Genomic DNA, 18,878 nt, shown 5'->3' with positions numbered 1-18,878 from the left:
AATGCCTCCAATGGCACAGCCATGCCTTCCAGGCATGACGGTCAACGATCGGATGAACGTCGGAGGAGGCTTAGATGGGCGGTGCGCGCAGGGGCGGCTGGAAGAAGCGTATCGAAGCAGTCGATCGGATCCGGGCCGGACCAGGTCGCAAGGGTATGGGTGCGCGGACAATCGTTACCAGCGTGACCAGGAACGCCAGCAGAACTGGCAAATCGAAGCCGGACAGTTTCTTGACCAGGCCATCACCGGGCAGGCTGAGGTCCACGTCCGCATGCCCGCCGGCGGCGTGCCCTTCGTCGTCATGTACGCCGGAATCTGTCAAGTGCAGAGTCTGCGCCGGTTCCTGGCCGTCAAGGCACAGGTGCAGGTGCATGCCAGTCACACGCAGTGCGATGACGGCGATACACAACAGCATCAGCCAATGGTGCTTGGTACGAAACCGATTCATGCGCATCAGGCTATCAGCTTGTGGTTTCCGGTCAACCAGGCAGGTAGGACCACTTAGGTCTAGTTTTGTTCATGCAGACGAGGTTTCTTCCTTGAGTTCAGCGCGGGCATGACGAATGACGCTGTAGGCGGCAGTTAAGCCCAGCAGACCCATCGCGATCGCGACGGTGAGGTCGGGCCATGCGCTGCCGGTGCCGAACACACCCACCGCCGCCAGCATGACCGCGACATTGCCGATGGCGTCGTTGCGCGAGCACAGCCACACCGAGCGCATGTTGGCATCGCCCTCGCGGAAAGCATACAGCAGGGCCGCTACGGAGACGTTGGCGGCCAAAGCCAGAAAAGCGACGGCGCCCATGGTCATCGCCTCCGGCACGACGCCGGCGGCGGCGTTCCAGGCCGCCTGACCCAGCACGTAAATGCCGTAGCTACCCATTGTCAGACCCTTGAGCAGGGCCGCGCGCGAACGCCAGACCGGCAGCATGGACAGCACAAACAGGGATAGCCCGTAGTTGCCAGCATCGCCAAGGAAATCTACCGCGTCTGCCAAGAGCGATACCGACCCGGCGCTCAGGCCGGCGGTGAATTCCACCCCGAACATGACTGCGTTGACGACCAGCGCGATCCACAGCGCGCGCCGGAATCGCGGCGAAACCGGGATTCGCCGTGTGGCGCAATTATCGCTGCAAGAATCGTTCATGAGCGTCGGACATGGCCTTGATTGCAGCATTGAACACCCTGTAGCTACTATAGGGTCAAGCAAGCAAGTGAGCAGATAGATGAACGCAGGTCTCAGGATCGGACAGTTAGCAAAACAGGCCGATTGCCAAGTTGAAACCATTCGCTATTACGAACGCGAGGGCTTGTTGCCGAAACCCAAGCGTACCGCTGGGAACTATCGCCTCTACGGAAGAAATCATCTCGAGCGACTGTCCTTTATCCGCCATTGCCGCTCTCTGGACATGACCCATGACGAGATCCGCACCCTGCTGAGGTTTCGCGACGCGCCTGGTCGGAACTGCGCCGGGGTCAATGAGTTGCTGGACGCGCATGTTGGGCACGTAAGCGAGCGTATTCGCGATCTTCGACGGCTGAAGGACCAACTGGAACAGCTGCGGCACTTATGTCACCAAGTCCAAACATCGGAGAATTGCGGGATTCTCAGAGAGTTGAGCCGGTCCAGCGTGTCTCGGGTGAGTCGTGTCCAGTCGCTCGGAGTGCATACTCGCAGGACTAGGGGTTCAAGGGGCAAAGATTAGTTGATTGACGCCATATCGAAGGCGGCTAGGCTCACAACAATGGGGTAGTAGGAATGCGAGGAAGGCCATGAAGCTTTCAGTCGTATTCCGGGCTGGGTGGCTCGGGTGGGAAGGTCTTGAGCGCTCGTTATCAGGCTGCACACGCGCGTTTGGCGAGGAATGCGATGCTGTTGAGATTCACGTCGCCAACGACTGCAAAGTGATGGTGGATGCCGGGATACGACTCTTGAGTTACGTCAATCAGCTTGCCGACTCCGGACGAGCTGTTGCTTTGAACTTTAGCAGTACGCGTAGCAACGCCTATACTTACCTTAATCGGCTGGGCTTCTTTGATCATTTGAATCCTGGCATTGACGTTATCCCACAAAGACCAAGTATTTCCGGTGCAAAAAAGTATGGGGGGTCCAGTGTCGCGCTGGTTGAGATTGCGCCAATCAAATATCAGCCGGGTGGAGCGATTGACCGTAGCCTGCCCGGCAGGCTCGCAGATTCGGTTGCACACTGGGCCGAGCATCAGCAGGCCGGCGCAGGCGATAGGATCCACACCACTATTTTTACCGCTTTTGCTGAGCTAGTCGACAATATTTACCAGCACAGTGAAACGCGGCTTGATGGTTTTGCCGCGCTACAGACTTACGCGCAGTCCAATTCTGTCATGGTTGCCGTGTCAGATAGCGGACGTGGTGTCCTGAATACTCTGCGGCCCGCTTTGATGAGCGAGTTCCCGACGCTAGTGCGGCTGAGTGATACCGACCTGATGGTCGAACTCTTCCGGCAGGGTCTATCGCGTCACGGACGTGGGCGTGGGGCCGGACTCAAGCGCAGCGCAGATTGTGCGATTCGCTTACATGCTGAACTTAACGTCCGGCTGGAACGTTCCATGGTGCACCTTCTGCCTTCACAGGACGGCTATCGCCCGCACCGCGCCCAGTGCTTGGAAGGACGCCCCTCATTGCCGGGTACTCATATTGGTTTCATGTTCCGGCTTGACGAATGGCCAAGAATCTGATTCAATGATCTCAATGAAGCAGAATGTCCTTATCGATTTGCGTGACTATATGGAGCGTGATGACGCCTGGGGCGTAGATGAGGGTCGTGAAATCCACGCTAGGCTGCTCCAGGTTGTCGAGGCTAATCCTGGTGTGAAGGTGTTTCAGATTTCGTTGAAGCGAGTGAAGCGTACAGATGCTTCGGCACCTCGCGAATCGGTAGTCGAGTTGGCGCGCCGCTATCGCAAGGACAAGGGGTTCTGCTTGGTGCATGTGCAGCATCCTGACTTACGTGAGAACTGGGACGCAGCGGCCTTGAAGAAAGACCAGCCGCTTTGTATCTGGGATGAGAATCGTGTGGATTGGATTGGACCTCAGGCTTCACGCGGCACACGGGACGTACTGGACTACGTTTCCGGACGAACCAGCCCGGTGTTTACCTCGGAAGTGTGTAAGGCCCTGAAGCTGACCGCCCAGAACGCAAGCACCAAGCTCAAGGCACTGTGGGAGAAGGGTTATCTGCTGCGACAGGAAATGTCAGCCCCCACCGGTGGGGTGGAATACGCGTATCTACGAATCGCATGAGTTTTTTTGTCTACTGATTCATCTGCTTCATTGAAGGAGATTTTAACTGATCCACCGGCCCTGATCTGGCTCGATCTGTCGAATATTTGGATTGTGGAGAAATGAAATGAGTCAACCGGATATTTATTGGGAAGGCGCATCTGGCCAGAAGTACGGCTATTGGATTCATGGCTTCAATACGGCCTGGAAGGAGGCCTCGGGTAATTACATATATGCCAAGGAAACCTCCCCTGGCAGTGGCAGATGGGTGCCCATTTACATTGGCCAGACCAAGAACCTCGCAGACAGGCTTGCTGATCACGAGAAAGAGGCCTGTGCCAGGCGTAACGGCGCTACACACATCCACGCACACGTCTCATCGAGTGATGAGGCAGCGCGCAAGAGGGAGGAAGCCGACCTCATTGCGAAGTGGAAACCCGTGTGCAACGAGCAGCTTAAATAGCTCCAGTAACCTAAGGGTGCCATGGCGGGGCGCATGCCCCGCCGGGCACAAAAATCCATGCTGGCACCTGAACAGCTTACAGCTCTCTACGACAAACTTAGCCTTAGTGCGGCAGCGCGCTCGGTCGTTGAGCAGATTCGGTCTTCGCCGCCGTCACGGAACGTACAAGGTGGACGCGGGAACGTCTGCGTCCGCTATCCCAGTGTGAAGATGGGACTCACGATTCAGGCCGAGAGCCATACACTTGAGCTCCCGGCCATCTACCGGAAGGAATACGAAGACAACGTTCTCGAGTTCTACGACCAACCGCCGCGCATAATCTTGCGCTGGCAAGGCCGCGGTGGGCGTAAGACTGGCACATGGCACACCCCGGATTTCTTTGTCATATGCCGAGATGGCATGTGGTGGGAAGAGTGGAAGTACGAAGATGAACTTGAAAGGCTCGCCAAGCAGCAACCACATCGCTACGCGCGCGACGCCGATGGGCGGTGGAGGTGTCCTCCTGGTGAGGAATATGCCAATCAGTATCAACTAGGTTACCGGGTCCGCACATCTGCCGAGATCGACCTCGTCCTGCACCAGAACCTGGTGTTCCTGGAGGACTATCTTTCGGAACGATCCCCGGCGCCGGATCCGGAGGAGGTTGCTCGCATCGTCCGGCTGTTTAGGGGACAGAGCTTCCTGATGCTCAGCGATCTGCTCCAGCAAGCAGGTGATACAGGCCCTGATCTAATTTACGCGATGATCGCCAGGCATATCCTGATCTGTAATCTGGATGACGAAACTCTGACCAGCTGCGAACACGTACGAGTGTTCCGTGATGTACATGCGGCTACTGCCCATCGCGCTTTTAAAAGCAGGCAAACGACCCATGAGGTGGTCAACCTCGAGATCGTTTTTGAGACAGGAACTGCTCTGGCATGGGATGGTAAGGACTGGGAGGTAGTGAATACGGGTGTCAACGAGGTCTCGCTGAAGAACGAAGACGGCAAGGTTGCGACACTATCTCGTGGCGATTTCGAGCGTTGCATTGCTGAAGGGCGAATTCAGCCGATACGTAGTATCGCGATACGGGAAAATCCGGCCGACGCTCTGTTGCGCGGAGCCAGCAAACAGGATCTGCAGGAAGCCAACCGCCGATCAGCATTGATTGAGCCATATCTGGCAGGCCAAAAGGTTCAGGGCGGAGATGTCTCTGCCCGCACGTTGTTCAGTTACCTTGCAGCGTACCGCAGCGCGGAGCAGACCTATGGCAATGGTTATGTCGGGTTGCTGCCTCAGCACAAGCGCAAGGGTCGGCGCGGCGAACGCCTTCCGGCCAGCGTCCTCGACCTGATCAATGAGGTTGCCGAGACCAAGTACGAAGACCTGCGCTCATCCACACCTTGGGCTGTGTACGGGAAGTTTTTGGAGCTCGCCGAGCAGCGTGGGATACCGACAACCAGCTTCAAGACGTTTCTCGCCAGGATTCGAGCGCGGCCTCGGGCTGCTCAGGTGCGCAAGCGCGAAGGTGACCGCGCTGCCTATCAGGTAGAAGAGTTTTTCTGGTTGCTGGAGCAGAGCACGCCTCGTCATGGGTCCCGGCCTTTCGAGATTGCGCATATCGACCACACGCAACTGGAGATCGAGCTTGTAGCCTCAAAATCAGGGCTCAACCTCGGGCGACCGTGGCTGACGCTCATGATTGATGCCCATACGCGAATGGTTATCGCGTTCTGCATTTCGTTCGAGAAGCCGAGTCATCGCGCTTGCATGATGGTGCTCCGCGACTGTGTGCGCAGATATGGACGTCTTCCTCAGTTCGTCGTGACCGATCGCGGCGCAGAATTCCTGGGCGCCTATTTCCAAACGCTACTCGCTGCATTCAGGCGGTCACAGAAGATTCGGCCAGCGGCTCAGTCGCGGAATGGCTCGGTGGTTGAGCGACACTTTGGAGTCAGCCAAAGCCAGCTTATTCACAACCTCCGCGGGAACACCAAACTCATGCGTAACGTTCGGACTGTTACGAAGATGGTAAACCCAAAGTCGCTCGCCGTATGGACCCTTCCAGATTTCATCGGCCTATTTGATGGGTGGTTGCGTGAGTGCTACGAAGCCAGTCTTCACCCGGCTCTGCGGATGACCCCAAAGCAGGCACTCGAGGACGGCTTGCGGTTGTCGGGCTATCGCAAATTCACTTTGATTCCCTACGACAGCATGTTCGAGCTACTCACTTGTCCTTCGACTAGGAATGGACGAGCAAAAGTCCTCCCTAGTCGAGGGATCAAGGTGAATTACCTGCATTATTGGAATGATGCCTTCCGTCGACCGGGAGTCGTCAATAAGCGCGTCGCCGTGCGCTACGACCCCTATAACGCCGGTGTCGCCTATGCCTATGTGGAGGGGCAGTGGCTTACTTGTCGATCGGAGTATTACCACGTCTTCAACGGCCGCACGGTATCCGAGGTTCAGCGCGCCAGTCAGGAGCTAATGCGGGGTCGTCAGGTTGTCGAGAAGTCGAGGTCTGCCAGTGCCGCACGACTTGGTCAGTTCCTGCTCAAGGCCGAACAGACGGAAGTGAAATCGCTGGAGCAACTCCGCGATGGCGAGCATCGGGCGAGTCATCTGAATCCGCCGATAGCTGTAGCAGCGAAGGTGGATGCCACGCCATCTATTCGCATCCAACGCCGGAAGCGCAAGCCGCTTCAACATTATCAGGATGCGGGTGTATGAGAAATCCTAAGTCACGCTCGCGCAAAGAGATTGACGATGTTGTTGAGGAATTTCGTCGTCAGATAGTGCGGCATGCGCGCATGGCTGATGCCGAAGACGAGTTGATGTCGATCCTTTGCGGCACACCGAACAAGCCCATCACCTATCTCGTTGGACCCACCGGTGTCGGTAAGACACGTTTAATTCGTATCTGCATCGCCAATATTCTGAAACAAGAGTTGGCAGCCATGAAAGCCGATCCGTCATACGTACCCGTGGTGTTTGTCGAGCTACGTCATCCGGAGCGCGGAATCTTCGATTGGGTTCTCTTCTATCGGGACATCCTTAAAGCGCTTAATGAACCGATGCTCGACAAGAAGCGGAAGGTGGAGCTCGACCCGCAAACGCGTTTTCTGCTGGCTAACTGCACGGCGAAGACGCCGGCATTGAGCATCTTCAGGGATTCGGCCGACAGTGCCATGACCCACCGTCGCCTCCAGGCATTGTTTATTGACGAAGCGCAGCATGTTCTGCGGGTTGCGAGTAATCGCGGTCTACGCGGTCAGCTTGACACCATCAAGACTCGCGCTTCTCTTACGGGCGTCAAGCATGTGCTGTCCGGTACATATGAGCTGCTCGATGGTCTTGATCTGAGTGGCCAGTTGAGTCGGCGGCGCAACCTTGTTCACATTCCTCGATACTTTCCGGATCTTGCGGACGACCGTGACGCCTTTGCATCTGCTCTCGACACACTGGCGGCTGACCTGCCTCTGAAGCTGCCAGCACGCTTCCTACAGGACCTGGACTTGGTGTTTTTAAAGACTCTCGGCTGCGTAGGCGTACTCAAAGACTGGCTTTGTGACGCATTGCGAACAGCACTCGAGAGGGGGGACCGCAGTATTGGCCAATCCGTGCTTGAAAACCGGGCGCTAACCAACCGCCAGCTTGCGATGATGCTGGAAGAGATTTCGCAGGGGGAATCGAGTCTGGGTGGACCGTCGAACGATGTTTTACTGAAGGAGATGTCAGCTGTCAAAGTCCCGCAACCAGCGCCAGTTGAATCAGCGGTGAAGCAGTCACGTAGACGCGACCGGAGGCGTCCAGGCACGCGAAATCCGGTTCGCGATCCCGTTGGGGTGGCTGCACTTGGCGCGTAAACCCGCTGTTCTCGCAGCCAGAATCGATGAGCCGATAGTGCCTCCTCGCACCGTATTGTACGGGCTGAGGCCCTTTGGCCTTGGTACCACTCGTGTCGAGAGTCTTGCGAGCTATGTGGCGCGGCTCGCTGAAGCGCACCATGTAACAGTTACCAACCTCATGAGCCTCGCTGTAGGTAAGCGCTCAACTAGGGTGAATCAGGGAACGCGTTATCCAACGCTGCGTGCGAAGCTGCTCAACAACACCATCAACATTGGAAACGGGGTAACTGCGGACGTGCTCGACGTCCTTACTCAGCTAACGGGGCAGGCTAATCTGCGGAGTACAACGATCGGACTCTACGTGATGATGCAGCCAGGAAGTATATCCAGGCGGAAACGAGCATGGTGCGCTCTTTGTTTGGACGATGTTGAGAAGCGCAAAGAACCATTGTACGAGCAGTTGCTATGGTCGGTGGGTTCAGTCTTCGCATGCCCAGATCACGGTGTTCTTCTGTCAACGGCGTGCCACAGGTGCGGGACCCAGATGAGGCCGCTGGGAGCTTCCTACAGGCCAGGCCACTGTTCTGTCTGCGGGGCGTTCCTAGGGACTCGCGCCGGGGTTGAGCGGGCTACTGAGTGGGAGATTTGGACTGCGAAGGAGATGGCAAAAACGATTCAATTGACAAGCGCAGGGGCGCAATTGCGCACGGCAAGCAGCTTGCTCAGGTGTCTTGAACGCGTCCTGGAACAGCTGACGGATGGAAACATTACTCAACTGGCTAGGCTAATCGGTGCACCCAAGAATACAGTATGGATGTGGTTCCGATCTGACATCGTCCCCACCTTGGAGTATCTGTCGCGCTTGGCCTGGGTTTCCGGAACACCGCTACACAGTTTGCTAATTGAGGCGGAGGAGCCCCATATTGGTGCTGCAACCGCACCGAAAGGGGTATGGTCCCAGCGAGACACGCGCGAATTCAAGGATTGGAACGATGTCTCGGTGAAGTTGCTGCGACTCTGCAATAGCGAAAGTCCAGATGCCTGTATCGCACCAGGCCGTATCGCGCGATTGCTGCAAGTGGACGCAGGATCTTTGAAAGCGCGATTTCCCGCCCAATACGAACTACTGAGAAAAAGATATGTAGATTTCACCGAGAGGAGCCGTCGCGAGAAGCATCAACGTTTCGTGACCGTAATCAACCGTGTAGTTCGAGAACTAGTGAAGGTCGGAGCCTCCCCCACGAGACGGAAGGTAGAACGTTTACTTCATAAACAAGGAATTCAAACTTGGTGGCGGCAAGAGCATCTTGGCATCTGGCGTGAGGCGGTCAATGCTGCTCGCAGTGCCAGCGACACACAGCGGAAGCGGATCAGCTAAGTGACGAGTTTATTAAGTTTGTCAGCAAAGTCACGGGAGGCCCGCAGTTTCTGATAGATCTGTTCGAGACCTTTCTGGCTGAGACGTTTGCAACGTTGACGCGTCATTGTGTCGTATATGTCGCCGGTCAGAGCATCAAGGACAAGTTTCTGATCGTAGTCGTGTGCATGAAGCAGAGAAGGCCAAGTATCCGAGTCCGTCTTGTGAAAGCGCCAGACGTATCCATCCTGCTTCACCGTCTTTTCTGTCAGGAAGCGGACTACCTCAAACTCCTCCTCGATGTCACTGGACGACGTTTCTACTACCAGTGCAATGACCGGGTTCCGCGGCTTGTGCTTCTCCAGCTGATTAAGCCCGTAGTCGAACCATGACAATGGGACAACCCACTCGTCCTGGCCGCATTCGTAGGTGATGTCGAACTGTACCCTGGCAACCCCCTCGATATATACGTATTTCCCGATAACCTTGCCTTCGTAGCTGATCTCTGAGGTATGTGGGTCGTACTGCAGTGCCATGAGATCTCCAATGAAATTGTGCAAGCACAGCGTGCCGTACTACGGGATTCCCGCGACCTGAAGGGGCACAGAACGTAAAGTCTGCATCAAGCGAATTGAACGAAAAGCCTTCAATTTCTGAAGGCTTTTGCTACAAAGGACAGGCGGTTGTGCGGCAGATTGCGTCATGAAGATGGCGCTCCCACGGGGATTCGAACCCCGGTTTAAGCCTTGAGAGGGCTCCGTCCTAGGCCTCTAGACGATGGGAGCGAGGATGCGCCGGATTGCGGCGGCCGTGTATTATACCGTCGCCCCGCGGGGGCACAAGCCGCTCACAACACTCGGATTTCCAGCCATTACCCTGCCTACCGTCATCGCGCGCCCGGATCACCCGATCTCGCGCGCCAGCATCTCGCGCGGCGCGCTGAAGGTGCTGTACACGCTCAAGGACGCCGGTTTCGAGGCCTATCTGGTCGGCGGTGGCCTGCGCGACCTGCTGCTCGGCCATGAGCCCAAGGACTTCGACGTCGCCACCTCGGCGCGGCCCGAGGAGGTGCAGGCGCTGTTCAAGCGCAACTGCCGGCTGATCGGCCGGCGCTTCGTGCTGGCGCATGTGCGCATGGGGCCCGAGATCATCGAGGTGGCCACCTTTCGCGCCGCGCCGCGCACACCGGACGACGACGCCGAGCTCGACCAGGGCGGGCGCATCCTGCGCGACAACGTCTATGGCACGCGCGAGGACGACGCCTTCCGCCGCGACTTCACCATCAACGCGCTGTTCTACAACATCGCGGACTATTCGATCGTGGACTATGTCGGCGGCATGGCCGACATCCGGGCCGGCGTGCTGCGCCTGATCGGCGACGCCGAGACCCGTTACCGCGAGGACCCGGTGCGCATGCTGCGCGCGGTGCGCTTCATGGCCAAGCTCGGCTTCAACATCCACCCGGACACCGAGGCACCCCTGTTCCGGCTCGGCCCCCTGCTGGCCGAGGTGCCGCCGGCGCGGCTGTTCGACGAGATCCTCAAGCTGCTGCTGTCGCGCTACGCCCTCGAGGCCTTCGAGAAGCTGCGGCACTACGGCCTGTTCGCTCAGCTGTTCCCGCTCACCGAGGCGGCGCTGACCCAGCAGCTCGGCGATTTCCCGCTGACGCTGCTGACCCGTGCATTGCGCAATACCGAGCAGCGCATCGCCGAGGACAAACCGGTCACGCCCACCTTCCTGTTCGCGGCGCTGCTGTGGGAGCCGGTGCGCCTGCGCATGGAGGGCGCCATCGCCGCCGGGCAGCACCCGCACGCGGCGCTGGCCCAGGCGGCGCAGGACGTGGTCGAGCAGCAGAACGCCGTCATTGCGCTGCCCAAGCGCTTCAGCGTGCCGATGCGCGAGATCTGGCAGCAGCAGCTGCGCTTCGACAACCGCCGCGGCCGTAACCCGCACCGGCTGATGGCACATCCGCGTTTCCGCGCCGCCTACGACTTCCTGCTGCTGCGCGCCGAGTCCGGCGAGGCCGATCCAGCGCTGGCGCAGTGGTGGACCGAGTTCCAGACCGCCACGCCCGAGGTGCGCGATCGCATGACGGCGCAGGCGCCGGGCGGCGAGCCTCCGCAGCGGCGCGGACGGCGACGCCGCCGCCGGCGTCGTGGTGGCGGGCAGGGAGCTACGCCCAATGCCCCCGGCTGAGGCTGCGCGCGCGGCGGTTGCCTTGGGCAGCAATCTCGACCAGCCCGCCATCCACGTCCGGCGTGCGCTGGACGAGCTCGGCCAGTTGCCGCGCACCCGGCTACTGGTCCGCTCACCGCTGTATCGCAGCGTCGCCGTCGGCCCGGACGGCCGTCCCGCGCCGCAACCCGATTTCTGCAACGCCGTCGCGCTCTTGAAGACTGGGTTGAGCCCACGCGAGCTGCTGCAGGCCCTGCAGGCGCTGGAGGCGGCGCACGGCCGCCGGCGCGGCGCGCGCTGGGCGCCACGCAGCCTGGATCTCGACCTGCTGGTCCATGGCGACACGGTGCTGGACGAGCCGGGACTCAAGCTGCCACACCCGCGTCTCGCCGAGCGCAACTTCGTGCTGTATCCGCTGCGCGACATCGCGCCGGAACTCGAGATCCCCGGCCTCGGCCGGGTGCGCGAGCTCACACAGCGTCTGAACGATACGGGTCTTGAGTCATGGCGGGACTAGAGTCGCTGCGCTATATCGCGATCGATGGGCCGATCGGCGCCGGCAAGACCACGCTGGCGCACCGGCTCGGGGCGGCGCTGGGCGTCGAGCCGCTGCTGGAACAGCCCGAGCACAACCCGTTCCTGGAGCGCTTCTACCAGGACCGCCGCGCCAACGCGCTGCCGGCACAGCTGTGCTTCCTGCTGCAGCGCGCACGCCAGCTCGAGCAGCTGCGCCAGGGCCACCTGTTCCAGCGCCAGTGGGTGGCCGACTTCCTGTTCGAGAAGGACCGCATCTTCGCCCAGCTCAACCTCGACGGCCACGAGATGGACCTGTACGAGCAGATCTGGCAGCGCCTGGCCTGGGAGGCGCCGCAGCCCGACTGCGTGATCTACCTGCACGCGCCGATCGAGGTGCTGATGCAGCGCGTGCGCCAGCGCGCGCGGCCCGAGGAACACGCGCTGTCGCTGCTCTACCTCAACCAGGTGGCGACCGCCTATACCGCGTTCTTCGGCCGTTACCGCGCGGCGCGCCTGATCACGGTGGACAGCGCGCGCATGGACCTGGTCAGCGCGCCGTGCGACTTCGAGCGACTGCTGGAAGCGCTGGCCACGGACGACCCCGTGATCCAGCTGCCGGGTTGAGGCACCCCCGTTCCCATCCCCCGTGCGCATCGCGGGCTGAAAACGCCGGCTGCTGTGTTGCGCGGCTTCGGTTATAGTGCGCCCTCGATGGCCACTGACACCGCCAAGGCGCTCACCCTGAGCGATCTGCGCAACCAGCGCGCGCAGGGTGAGAAGATCGCCTGCCTGACCGCCTATGACGCCAGCTTTGCGGCGCTGGAAGACCGCGCCGGTGTGGACGTGGTGCTGGTGGGCGATTCGCTCGGCATGGTGATCCACGGTCTGACCACCACCGTGCCGGTGACCATGGACGACATGGTCTATCACACGCGCGTGACCGCACGCGGGCTGGCGCGCGCCTTCCTGATGGCCGACATGCCGTTCCTGAGCTATGCCACGCGCGAACAGGCGCTGATGAATGCCGGGCGGCTGATGCAGGAGGGCGGGGCGAAGATGGTCAAGCTCGAGGGCGGCGAGATCCAGGCCGACATCGTGCATTACCTCACCGAGCGCGGCGTGCCGGTCTGCGGGCATATCGGGCTCAAGCCCCAGCTGGTGCACAAGACTGGTGGCTTCAAGGTGCAGGGGCGCGAAGAGGCCGCGGCCCGGGCCATGCTTCGCGACGCCGAGGCACTGCAGGAGGCGGGCGCCGACATGCTGCTGCTGGAATGCGTGCCCTCGGCCCTGGGCGCGGAGATCACGCGCAAGGCGCGCGTGCCGGTGATCGGCATCGGTGCCGGGCCGGACGTGGACGGCCAGATCCTGGTGCTGTACGACATCCTCGGCATCCCGACCGGCATCGGCGGCGGTCGCCGGCCGCGCTTCGTGCGCAACTTCATGGAGGGCGCCGCGAGTGTCGAGGCCGCGGTGCAGGCCTATGTGCGCGCGGTCAAGGACCGCAGCTATCCCGCGCCGGAGCACTGCTTCGGCTGACCGCCCCCGGCGTCTGGCGCGGCGCGCGCCTTTCCCCGACAATCCACCGCCATGCAGATTCTCGACACGCTCGCTGAACTTCGTGCGCAGGTGGGCGCCTGGCGCCGCGCCGGCGAGCGCGTGGCGCTGGTGCCGACCATGGGCAACCTGCATGCCGGTCATATCGATCTGGTGAACCGCGCGCGCCAGCACGCGGCGCGCGTCGTGGTCAGCGTGTTCGTCAACCCGCTGCAGTTCGGTAAGAACGAGGACTTCGACCGCTACCCGCGCACGCCGGAGGCCGACGCCGACCGGCTGCGCGCCGCGGGCGCGGACCTGTTGTTCATGCCTACGGTTGCCGAGGTCTATCCGCGGGGGATCGAGGCGCAGACCCGCATCGAAGTGCCGGGCATTTCCGACATCCTCTGCGGCGCCTTCCGCCCCGGGCATTTCAGCGGCGTGGCAACGGTGGTGAACATGCTGTTCAACATGGCGCAGCCGGATGTCGCGCTGTTCGGCGAGAAGGACTACCAGCAGCTGCTGGTCATCCGGCGCATGACGCGCGACCTGCACCTGCCGGTCGAGATCATCGGCGTGCCCACGGTGCGCGATGCCGACGGGCTGGCGCTGAGCTCGCGCAACCAGTACCTGGGCGCGGACGAGCGCCGCCTGGCGCCGTTGATCTACCGCACCCTGCAGGCGACCGCTGCACAGCTGCGCTCCGGCAGCCAGGACTTCGCCGGCCTGGAGGCGCAGGGGGCCGAGGTCCTGCGGCAGGCCGGTTTCCGGCCCGACTACTACCGCATCCTGGGCCCCGAATTGGCCCCGCCGGCGCCGGGGGATGCGGAGCGGGTGATCCTGGTCGCGGCCTGGCTGGGCCGTGCGCGGCTGATCGACAATCTGCGCGTACTACGCTGATATTGCAGGAAAATAAAAATTGTTTTGTGCAATCGCAAAATCGGCTAAACTCCGAGTCCCAGACCGCAGCAAGGCCGTGGTCTGCCGGGCGTATGTCTTAGTGGGCCGCCCGCCTAACTAAAACCTTTGGATGCCGGGTGTATGTCTTGGTGGGCCACCCGCTCCACTAGTCAAGACGAGATACGCCATGCTCCTGACCTTGCTCAAGGCCAAGCTGCACAAGGCTTGCGTCACCCACGCCGAACTCGACTATGACGGCTCCTGCGCCATCGACGGGCGCCTGCTGGACGCGGCCGGCATCCTGCAGTTCGAGCAGATCGACATCTACAACATCACCAACGGCGAGCGCTTCACCACCTATGCCATCCGCGCCGAGGAAGGCTCGCGCATCATCTCGGTCAACGGCGCCGCCGCGCACAAGGCGCGTCCCGGGGACCGCGTGATCATCTGCGCCTACGGCCAGATGCCGGCCGGCGAGGCGGCGGTGTACAAGCCGCGGCTGATCTACCTCGATCAGCACAACCACGTGGTGCGCACGACCAACGCCATTCCCGTCCAGGCTGCCTGAGAACTGCAGACCTTCTGTTACCCCGGCGCAAGCCGGGGCCTTGCCTGCCACACGGTCACGTGGCACTGAGTGGTGTTTTTCAACAGCCTGCTAAAGGCGCTGGATTCCGGCTTGCGCCGGAATGACGTTCGTGATGGTTTCCGACTTCACTGGGTTAGACTGTCGGGCATCCTTCCGGGAGGAATGATGTCCGCACTGACCGAGTCGCCCGCGTGGCGGGCGTTGCAGGCGCATCGGCGCGAGATCGATGCACTGCACCTGCGCGAGCTGTTTGCGCAGGACGCCGGCCGCGGCCAGCGCCTGTCTCTGGAGGCCGCCGACATCCGGCTCGACTATTCCCGCCAGCGCCTCACCGACCGCAGCCTCGATCTGCTGCTCGATCTGGCCCGCAGCCGCCAGGTCGAGGCGGGCATCGCGGCCATGTTTGCCGGCGACACGATCAACCCGACTGAAAATCGCGCCGCGCTGCATGTCGCCCTGCGCAATTTCGGCGCAGACGGGCGGCCGGAATGGCCGCTGGCGGTACAGGGCCGGCCGGTCATGGACGATATCGCCGCCGTGCTCGCGCGCCTGCAGGCGTTCAGCGAAGCGGTGCGCGGTGGCCGCTGGCGCGGCTATTCCGAGCGCCCGATCCGGGACGTGGTCAACATCGGCATCGGCGGCTCGGACCTGGGCCCGCGCCTGGTCTGCGAGGCCTTGGCGCCGCCGGCCGGCAGCGGGCTGCGCGCGCATTTCGTCGCCAATGTGGACCCGGACGAGCTGGACCGCGTGCTGGCGGGGCTCAAGCCCGCGAGCACGCTGTTCATCGTCACCTCCAAGACCTTCACCACCGCCGAAACCCTGGCCAACGCGCGTGCGGCGCGCGCCTGGCTGCTGGAAAGCTTCGGCGACGAGCAGGCAGTGGCGCGGCATTTCGTGGCCGTCACGACCAATCTCGATGCGGCCGCCACCTTCGGCATCCCCACGGAGAGCTGCTTCGGGTTCTGGGACTGGGTCGGCGGGCGCTACTCGCTGTGGTCGGCAGTCGGCCTGTCCATCGCGCTGGCGCTGGGCATGGACGCGTTCCGCGAACTGCTGGCTGGCGCGCATGCCATGGACCGGCATTTCCGCGACGCGCCGCTGGCGCAGAACCTGCCCGTGCTCCTGGCGCTGCTGGGCATCTGGAACGTGAACTTTCTCAGCCTGCCGACGCAGGTGGTGGTGCCGTACAGCCAGGTGCTGCGCCATTTCCCGGGCTGGCTGCAGCAGCTGGAGATGGAGAGCAACGGCAAGGCGGTGGACCGCGACGGCAACCCGGTGGACTATGCCACCGCGCCGGTGGTGTGGGGCGATGTCGGCACCAACGCGCAGCACGCCTTCTTCCAGCTGCTGCACCAGGGCCCGCAGCCGCAGCCGGTGGACTTCATCCTGCCGCTCTCGGGACGCCATGACGAGCGCGAGCGGCAACGCGTGGCCAACTGCCTGGCGCAGGCCGAGGCGCTGATGCGCGGCAAGACCGCCGGCGAGGTCCGCGCCGAGCTGACGGCACGGGGCTTGGCCGGTGTCGAACTGGAGACCGCCATCCCGCACCGCGTTTTCCCGGGCAACCGGCCGAGCAGCCTGCTGCTCATGCCCGAACTGTCGCCGGCCACGCTGGGTGCGCTGCTGGCGCTGTACGAGCACAAGGTCTATGTGCAAAGCCTGGTGTGGAACATCTGCGCCTTCGACCAGTGGGGCGTGGAACTGGGCAAGCAGCTGGCCGGCCGCATGCAAGCGGGGCTGGACGGGCCGGCCGACGCCGACCTCCCGGCCCTGCTCGAACGGTTGCGGGCCGCCGGATGAGCCTCCTGCCCGCCGAGCTTTACCGCGCCGCACAGGTCCGTGAGCTGGACCGGCGCGCGATCGAGCAGCAGGGCATCGCCGGCTACACGCTCATGCAGCGCGCCGCCGCCGCGGCGCTCCGCGAGCTGCGCTGGCGTTGGCCCGATGCGCGGCGCGTCGCGGTCCTCTGCGGCTCCGGCAACAATGGCGGCGACGGCCTGCTGCTGGCCGCGCAGGCGCACGCGGAAGGGCTGGAGGCGCGCGTGCTGCTGGCCGCCGAGCCAAATGCGCTGCACGGCGATGCGGCCCAGGCGTTGGAGGCCTGCCACCGGGCTGGCGTGCGAATCGAAGCCGGCGAGGCGCAGCAACTGGCCGACGCCGAGGTCATCGTCGATGCGCTGCTGGGCACCGGCCTGACGCGTCCCGTCGAAGGCCGTTACCGGCAGCTGATCGAGGCGATCAACCGGCGGCACGCCGCCGGCGCGCGTGTGCTGGCGGTGGATATTCCTTCCGGGCTCGATGCCGATCGCGGTTGCGTGCTGGGCGCCGCCGTCGAGGCCGATGTCACCGTCAGTTTCATCGGCCTCAAGCTGGGCCTGCTGACCGGCGCCGGGCCGCAGCACTGCGGGCGGCTGGTGTTCGCAGGACTCGAGGTGCCGGCCGCGGTGTACGCGGGCATCGAGCCTGCGGCACGGCGCATCGGCGATGACGATCGCCGCGCCGCGCTGCCGCCGCGCGCGCGCGATGCGCACAAGGGGCGGTTCGGCCATGTGCTGCTGGTCGGCGGCGACACCGGCATGAGCGGCGCCATCCGCCTGGCCGGCGAGGCCTGCCTGCGCAGCGGCGCCGGCCTGGTCAGTATCGCCACCCGTGCAGCGCATGCGGCGCTGATTCCGCAGGCGCGGCCCGAGCTGATGTGCCACGGCATCGAGCAGCTCTCCGTGCTGGAGCCGCTGCTGGCGCGCGCCAGCGTGGTGGCGATCGGCCCCGGCCTGGGACAGTCGGAGTGGGGCCGGGCCGTCTGGGAGCGGCTGCGGAACTGCGTGCAACCGCTGGTCGTGGATGCCGATGCGCTCAACCTGCTGGCGCAGAAGCCGGGGCGACGTGAGGACTGGATCCTGACCCCGCACCCGGGCGAGGCCGCGCGCCTGCTCGGCATCGACAACGCGGCCGTACAAGCGGATCGTCCGGCCGCGGTACAGGCGCTGGCGGAACGTTATGGCGGCGTCGCCGTGCTCAAGGGCTCGGGTACCTTGGTACAGGCGCCCGGTGGCGTCCTGCATGTGTGCGACGCTGGCAACCCCGGCATGGCGGTCGGTGGTATGGGCGATCTGCTGTGCGGCGTTATCGCAGGCCTGCGTGCACAAGGTCTCGATACCGCGACTGCGGCACGGATCGGCGTGTTCGTGCATGCGCGGGCCGGCGACAGGGCCGCGGCGCAGGGCGGTGAGCGCGGCCTGCTGCCCAGCGACCTGCTGCCGTCGATCCGCGCCCTGGCCAACCCATGAACGCGCGCGACTTCACGCTGGCCGACGCCGCGGACACGGAGCATCTCGGCGCGGCGCTGGCGCGGGCACTGGGCCCCTGCGGTGCAGTGATCTACCTCAGCGGCGAACTGGGTGCCGGCAAAACCACCCTGACCCGCGCGCTGCTGCAGGCGCTCGGATATACCGGGCGGGTACGCAGCCCCACCTACACACTGGTGGAGCCCTATGAAATCGCTGGCCGCCGCGTTTTCCACCTGGATCTTTACCGGCTCACGGGTGCAGAGGAACTCGAGTACCTCGGGCTGCGGGATCTGGATCCGGACCAGGACCTGATCCTGGTGGAATGGCCGGAACGGGGGCAGGGGGGTCTGCCGGCCGCCGATCTGCAGGTCGAACTGCAGCATTGGGCCGCGGGACGCAAAGCCCGTCTGCTTGGGGTTTCCTTGCGGGGGAACACAATCCTTAGTGGCTTATCGGCCTGAGCACACCCGATCTAGTAGCAAGATACGAAAGCCTTCTCAAGCTTGTTTACAGAATTGCTGTAAGACCCCCTGTTTCTGAACGAAAAATACTTGCAGAACCCGGCTCGCGGGACTACAGTTCACGGCATAGACCCAGAGCCGACGGTACCGACGGGGCGGTCGCGATACCGGACATCGCGGGTTCTATCTCGAAGTGGAGGCGGGCAATTGATGATGCGAGCAGTGTGGGCAGTCCTGGTGCTGTGCGCATTGCCGGCGGGCGCGGCCGAACTGGCGCGCCTGCAGGATATCCGGCTGTGGGCCGGCCCCGAGCAGACCCGCATCGTGTTCGATCTCAGCGGACCGGTCGAGTACAGCGTATTCACGCTGGACAACCCCGAGCGCGTGGTCATCGACATCAGCCAGACGCGCCGGGTCGAGGCGCTGAAAGCCACGCGTGAAGGAAAAGGCCTGGTCCAGACCGTGCGCACCGGCGTACAGCCCGGCGGCAATGCGCGTGTAGTGCTCG

General features: G+C 62.6%; 20 protein-coding genes and 1 tRNA gene. 17 read left to right on the top strand and 4 right to left on the bottom strand.

The window, feature by feature from the left end; all coding sequences use genetic code 11:
- Positions 1 to 70 precede the first annotated feature (70 nt).
- Complete coding sequence (locus tag VNJ47_07230; GenBank protein HXG28622.1) at positions 71 to 448, bottom strand: hypothetical protein; 378 nt, start codon at positions 446 to 448, stop codon at positions 71 to 73.
- 69 nt (positions 449 to 517) lie between these two features.
- Complete coding sequence (locus VNJ47_07225) at positions 518 to 1,147, bottom strand: cation transporter (protein ID HXG28621.1); 630 nt, start codon at positions 1,145 to 1,147, stop codon at positions 518 to 520.
- Positions 1,148 to 1,226: 79 nt separating this feature from the next.
- Here VNJ47_07225 and cadR point away from each other — a divergent pair, with 79 nt between their 5' ends.
- From cadR to VNJ47_07190, 7 genes are all read left to right on the top strand, one after another.
- Positions 1,227 to 1,706, top strand: a complete 480-nt coding sequence (gene cadR / locus VNJ47_07220; GenBank protein ID HXG28620.1) for a Cd(II)/Pb(II)-responsive transcriptional regulator — start codon at positions 1,227 to 1,229, stop codon at positions 1,704 to 1,706.
- A 67-nt stretch (positions 1,707 to 1,773) separates the two neighbouring features.
- Positions 1,774 to 2,715 (top strand): hypothetical protein, encoded by a 942-nt coding sequence (locus VNJ47_07215; protein HXG28619.1) that lies wholly within the window; start codon positions 1,774 to 1,776, stop codon positions 2,713 to 2,715.
- A gap of 13 nt (positions 2,716 to 2,728) precedes the next feature.
- Entirely contained in the window at positions 2,729 to 3,280 is a 552-nt protein-coding gene (locus VNJ47_07210) for a hypothetical protein (GenBank protein ID HXG28618.1), read from the top strand.
- Positions 3,281 to 3,386: 106 nt separating this feature from the next.
- Entirely contained in the window at positions 3,387 to 3,722 is a 336-nt protein-coding gene (locus VNJ47_07205) for a hypothetical protein (protein ID HXG28617.1), read from the top strand.
- A gap of 21 nt (positions 3,723 to 3,743) precedes the next feature.
- A complete protein-coding gene (locus tag VNJ47_07200; GenBank protein ID HXG28616.1) occupies positions 3,744 to 6,434 on the top strand; it encodes a DDE-type integrase/transposase/recombinase in 2,691 nt (896 codons plus the stop codon).
- Positions 6,431 to 7,570, top strand: coding sequence for an ATP-binding protein (locus tag VNJ47_07195; protein ID HXG28615.1), 1,140 nt, complete (start codon positions 6,431 to 6,433; stop codon positions 7,568 to 7,570). The genes VNJ47_07200 and VNJ47_07195 overlap by 4 nt, the downstream gene beginning before the upstream one ends.
- Before the next feature lie 643 nt (positions 7,571 to 8,213).
- On the top strand, positions 8,214 to 8,930 hold the full coding sequence (locus VNJ47_07190; GenBank protein HXG28614.1) for a hypothetical protein: 717 nt from the start codon (positions 8,214 to 8,216) through the stop codon (positions 8,928 to 8,930).
- Here the strand turns inward: VNJ47_07190 and VNJ47_07185 are convergent.
- Positions 8,927 to 9,445 carry a hypothetical protein gene (locus tag VNJ47_07185; protein ID HXG28613.1) on the bottom strand — a complete coding sequence of 173 codons (519 nt, stop codon included), beginning with the start codon at positions 9,443 to 9,445 and terminating at the stop codon, positions 8,927 to 8,929. The genes VNJ47_07190 and VNJ47_07185 overlap by 4 nt on opposite strands.
- A gap of 173 nt (positions 9,446 to 9,618) precedes the next feature.
- Positions 9,619 to 9,694, bottom strand: a tRNA-Glu gene (locus tag VNJ47_07180).
- A 4-nt stretch (positions 9,695 to 9,698) separates the two neighbouring features.
- Here VNJ47_07180 and pcnB point away from each other — a divergent pair.
- From pcnB to VNJ47_07130, 10 genes are all read left to right on the top strand, one after another.
- Positions 9,699 to 11,105 carry a polynucleotide adenylyltransferase PcnB gene (gene pcnB / locus VNJ47_07175; protein ID HXG28612.1) on the top strand — a complete coding sequence of 469 codons (1,407 nt, stop codon included), beginning with the start codon at positions 9,699 to 9,701 and terminating at the stop codon, positions 11,103 to 11,105.
- Positions 11,092 to 11,601, top strand: coding sequence for a 2-amino-4-hydroxy-6-hydroxymethyldihydropteridine diphosphokinase (folK, locus tag VNJ47_07170; protein ID HXG28611.1), 510 nt, complete (start codon positions 11,092 to 11,094; stop codon positions 11,599 to 11,601). The genes pcnB and folK overlap by 14 nt, the downstream gene beginning before the upstream one ends.
- A complete protein-coding gene (locus tag VNJ47_07165; GenBank protein ID HXG28610.1) occupies positions 11,589 to 12,224 on the top strand; it encodes a deoxynucleoside kinase in 636 nt (211 codons plus the stop codon). The genes folK and VNJ47_07165 overlap by 13 nt, the downstream gene beginning before the upstream one ends.
- 87 nt (positions 12,225 to 12,311) lie before the next feature.
- Positions 12,312 to 13,136 carry a 3-methyl-2-oxobutanoate hydroxymethyltransferase gene (panB, locus tag VNJ47_07160; protein HXG28609.1) on the top strand — a complete coding sequence of 275 codons (825 nt, stop codon included), beginning with the start codon at positions 12,312 to 12,314 and terminating at the stop codon, positions 13,134 to 13,136.
- Between the two features lie 51 nt (positions 13,137 to 13,187).
- Positions 13,188 to 14,033 (top strand): pantoate--beta-alanine ligase, encoded by an 846-nt coding sequence (gene panC / locus VNJ47_07155; protein ID HXG28608.1) that lies wholly within the window; start codon positions 13,188 to 13,190, stop codon positions 14,031 to 14,033.
- A gap of 187 nt (positions 14,034 to 14,220) precedes the next feature.
- Positions 14,221 to 14,601 (top strand): aspartate 1-decarboxylase, encoded by a 381-nt coding sequence (panD, locus tag VNJ47_07150; GenBank protein ID HXG28607.1) that lies wholly within the window; start codon positions 14,221 to 14,223, stop codon positions 14,599 to 14,601.
- A 186-nt stretch (positions 14,602 to 14,787) separates the two neighbouring features.
- The gene (gene pgi / locus VNJ47_07145; protein ID HXG28606.1) at positions 14,788 to 16,422 is read left to right on the top strand and encodes a glucose-6-phosphate isomerase; all 1,635 of its coding nucleotides are present in this window, start codon (positions 14,788 to 14,790) and stop codon (positions 16,420 to 16,422) included.
- The gene (locus tag VNJ47_07140; GenBank protein HXG28605.1) at positions 16,419 to 17,909 is read left to right on the top strand and encodes an NAD(P)H-hydrate dehydratase; all 1,491 of its coding nucleotides are present in this window, start codon (positions 16,419 to 16,421) and stop codon (positions 17,907 to 17,909) included. Before pgi ends, VNJ47_07140 begins: the two co-directional genes overlap by 4 nt.
- On the top strand, positions 17,906 to 18,370 hold the full coding sequence (tsaE, locus tag VNJ47_07135) for a tRNA (adenosine(37)-N6)-threonylcarbamoyltransferase complex ATPase subunit type 1 TsaE (GenBank protein ID HXG28604.1): 465 nt from the start codon (positions 17,906 to 17,908) through the stop codon (positions 18,368 to 18,370). The genes VNJ47_07140 and tsaE overlap by 4 nt, the downstream gene beginning before the upstream one ends.
- Before the next feature lie 210 nt (positions 18,371 to 18,580).
- On the top strand, positions 18,581 to 18,878 hold a 298-nt coding region (locus VNJ47_07130), incomplete at its 3' end, for an AMIN domain-containing protein (GenBank protein ID HXG28603.1).

This window comes from Nevskiales bacterium (genome assembly GCA_035574475.1).
Lineage (GTDB): Bacteria > Pseudomonadota > Gammaproteobacteria > Nevskiales > DATLYR01 > DATLYR01.
This window is presented reverse-complemented; position numbering and strand designations above follow the sequence as displayed.

What these genes read in the sequence shown, in the direction of transcription:
- VNJ47_07230 (HXG28622.1), bottom strand. Translation starts at nt 448, where the DNA reads ATGAATCGGTTTCGTACCAAGCACCATTGGCTGATGCTGTTGTGTATC.
- VNJ47_07225 (HXG28621.1), bottom strand. Translation starts at nt 1,147, where the DNA reads ATGAACGATTCTTGCAGCGATAATTGCGCCACACGGCGAATCCCGGTT.
- cadR (HXG28620.1), top strand. Translation starts at nt 1,227, where the DNA reads ATGAACGCAGGTCTCAGGATCGGACAGTTAGCAAAACAGGCCGATTGC.
- VNJ47_07215 (HXG28619.1), top strand. Translation starts at nt 1,774, where the DNA reads ATGAAGCTTTCAGTCGTATTCCGGGCTGGGTGGCTCGGGTGGGAAGGT.
- VNJ47_07210 (HXG28618.1), top strand. Translation starts at nt 2,729, where the DNA reads ATGAAGCAGAATGTCCTTATCGATTTGCGTGACTATATGGAGCGTGAT.
- VNJ47_07205 (HXG28617.1), top strand. Translation starts at nt 3,387, where the DNA reads ATGAGTCAACCGGATATTTATTGGGAAGGCGCATCTGGCCAGAAGTAC.
- VNJ47_07200 (HXG28616.1), top strand. Translation starts at nt 3,744, where the DNA reads ATGGCGGGGCGCATGCCCCGCCGGGCACAAAAATCCATGCTGGCACCT.
- VNJ47_07195 (HXG28615.1), top strand. Translation starts at nt 6,431, where the DNA reads ATGAGAAATCCTAAGTCACGCTCGCGCAAAGAGATTGACGATGTTGTT.
- VNJ47_07190 (HXG28614.1), top strand. Translation starts at nt 8,214, where the DNA reads ATGGCAAAAACGATTCAATTGACAAGCGCAGGGGCGCAATTGCGCACG.
- VNJ47_07185 (HXG28613.1), bottom strand. Translation starts at nt 9,445, where the DNA reads ATGGCACTGCAGTACGACCCACATACCTCAGAGATCAGCTACGAAGGC.
- pcnB (HXG28612.1), top strand. Translation starts at nt 9,699, where the DNA reads ATGCGCCGGATTGCGGCGGCCGTGTATTATACCGTCGCCCCGCGGGGG.
- folK (HXG28611.1), top strand. Translation starts at nt 11,092, where the DNA reads ATGCCCCCGGCTGAGGCTGCGCGCGCGGCGGTTGCCTTGGGCAGCAAT.
- VNJ47_07165 (HXG28610.1), top strand. Translation starts at nt 11,589, where the DNA reads ATGGCGGGACTAGAGTCGCTGCGCTATATCGCGATCGATGGGCCGATC.
- panB (HXG28609.1), top strand. Translation starts at nt 12,312, where the DNA reads ATGGCCACTGACACCGCCAAGGCGCTCACCCTGAGCGATCTGCGCAAC.
- panC (HXG28608.1), top strand. Translation starts at nt 13,188, where the DNA reads ATGCAGATTCTCGACACGCTCGCTGAACTTCGTGCGCAGGTGGGCGCC.
- panD (HXG28607.1), top strand. Translation starts at nt 14,221, where the DNA reads ATGCTCCTGACCTTGCTCAAGGCCAAGCTGCACAAGGCTTGCGTCACC.
- pgi (HXG28606.1), top strand. Translation starts at nt 14,788, where the DNA reads ATGTCCGCACTGACCGAGTCGCCCGCGTGGCGGGCGTTGCAGGCGCAT.
- VNJ47_07140 (HXG28605.1), top strand. Translation starts at nt 16,419, where the DNA reads ATGAGCCTCCTGCCCGCCGAGCTTTACCGCGCCGCACAGGTCCGTGAG.
- tsaE (HXG28604.1), top strand. Translation starts at nt 17,906, where the DNA reads ATGAACGCGCGCGACTTCACGCTGGCCGACGCCGCGGACACGGAGCAT.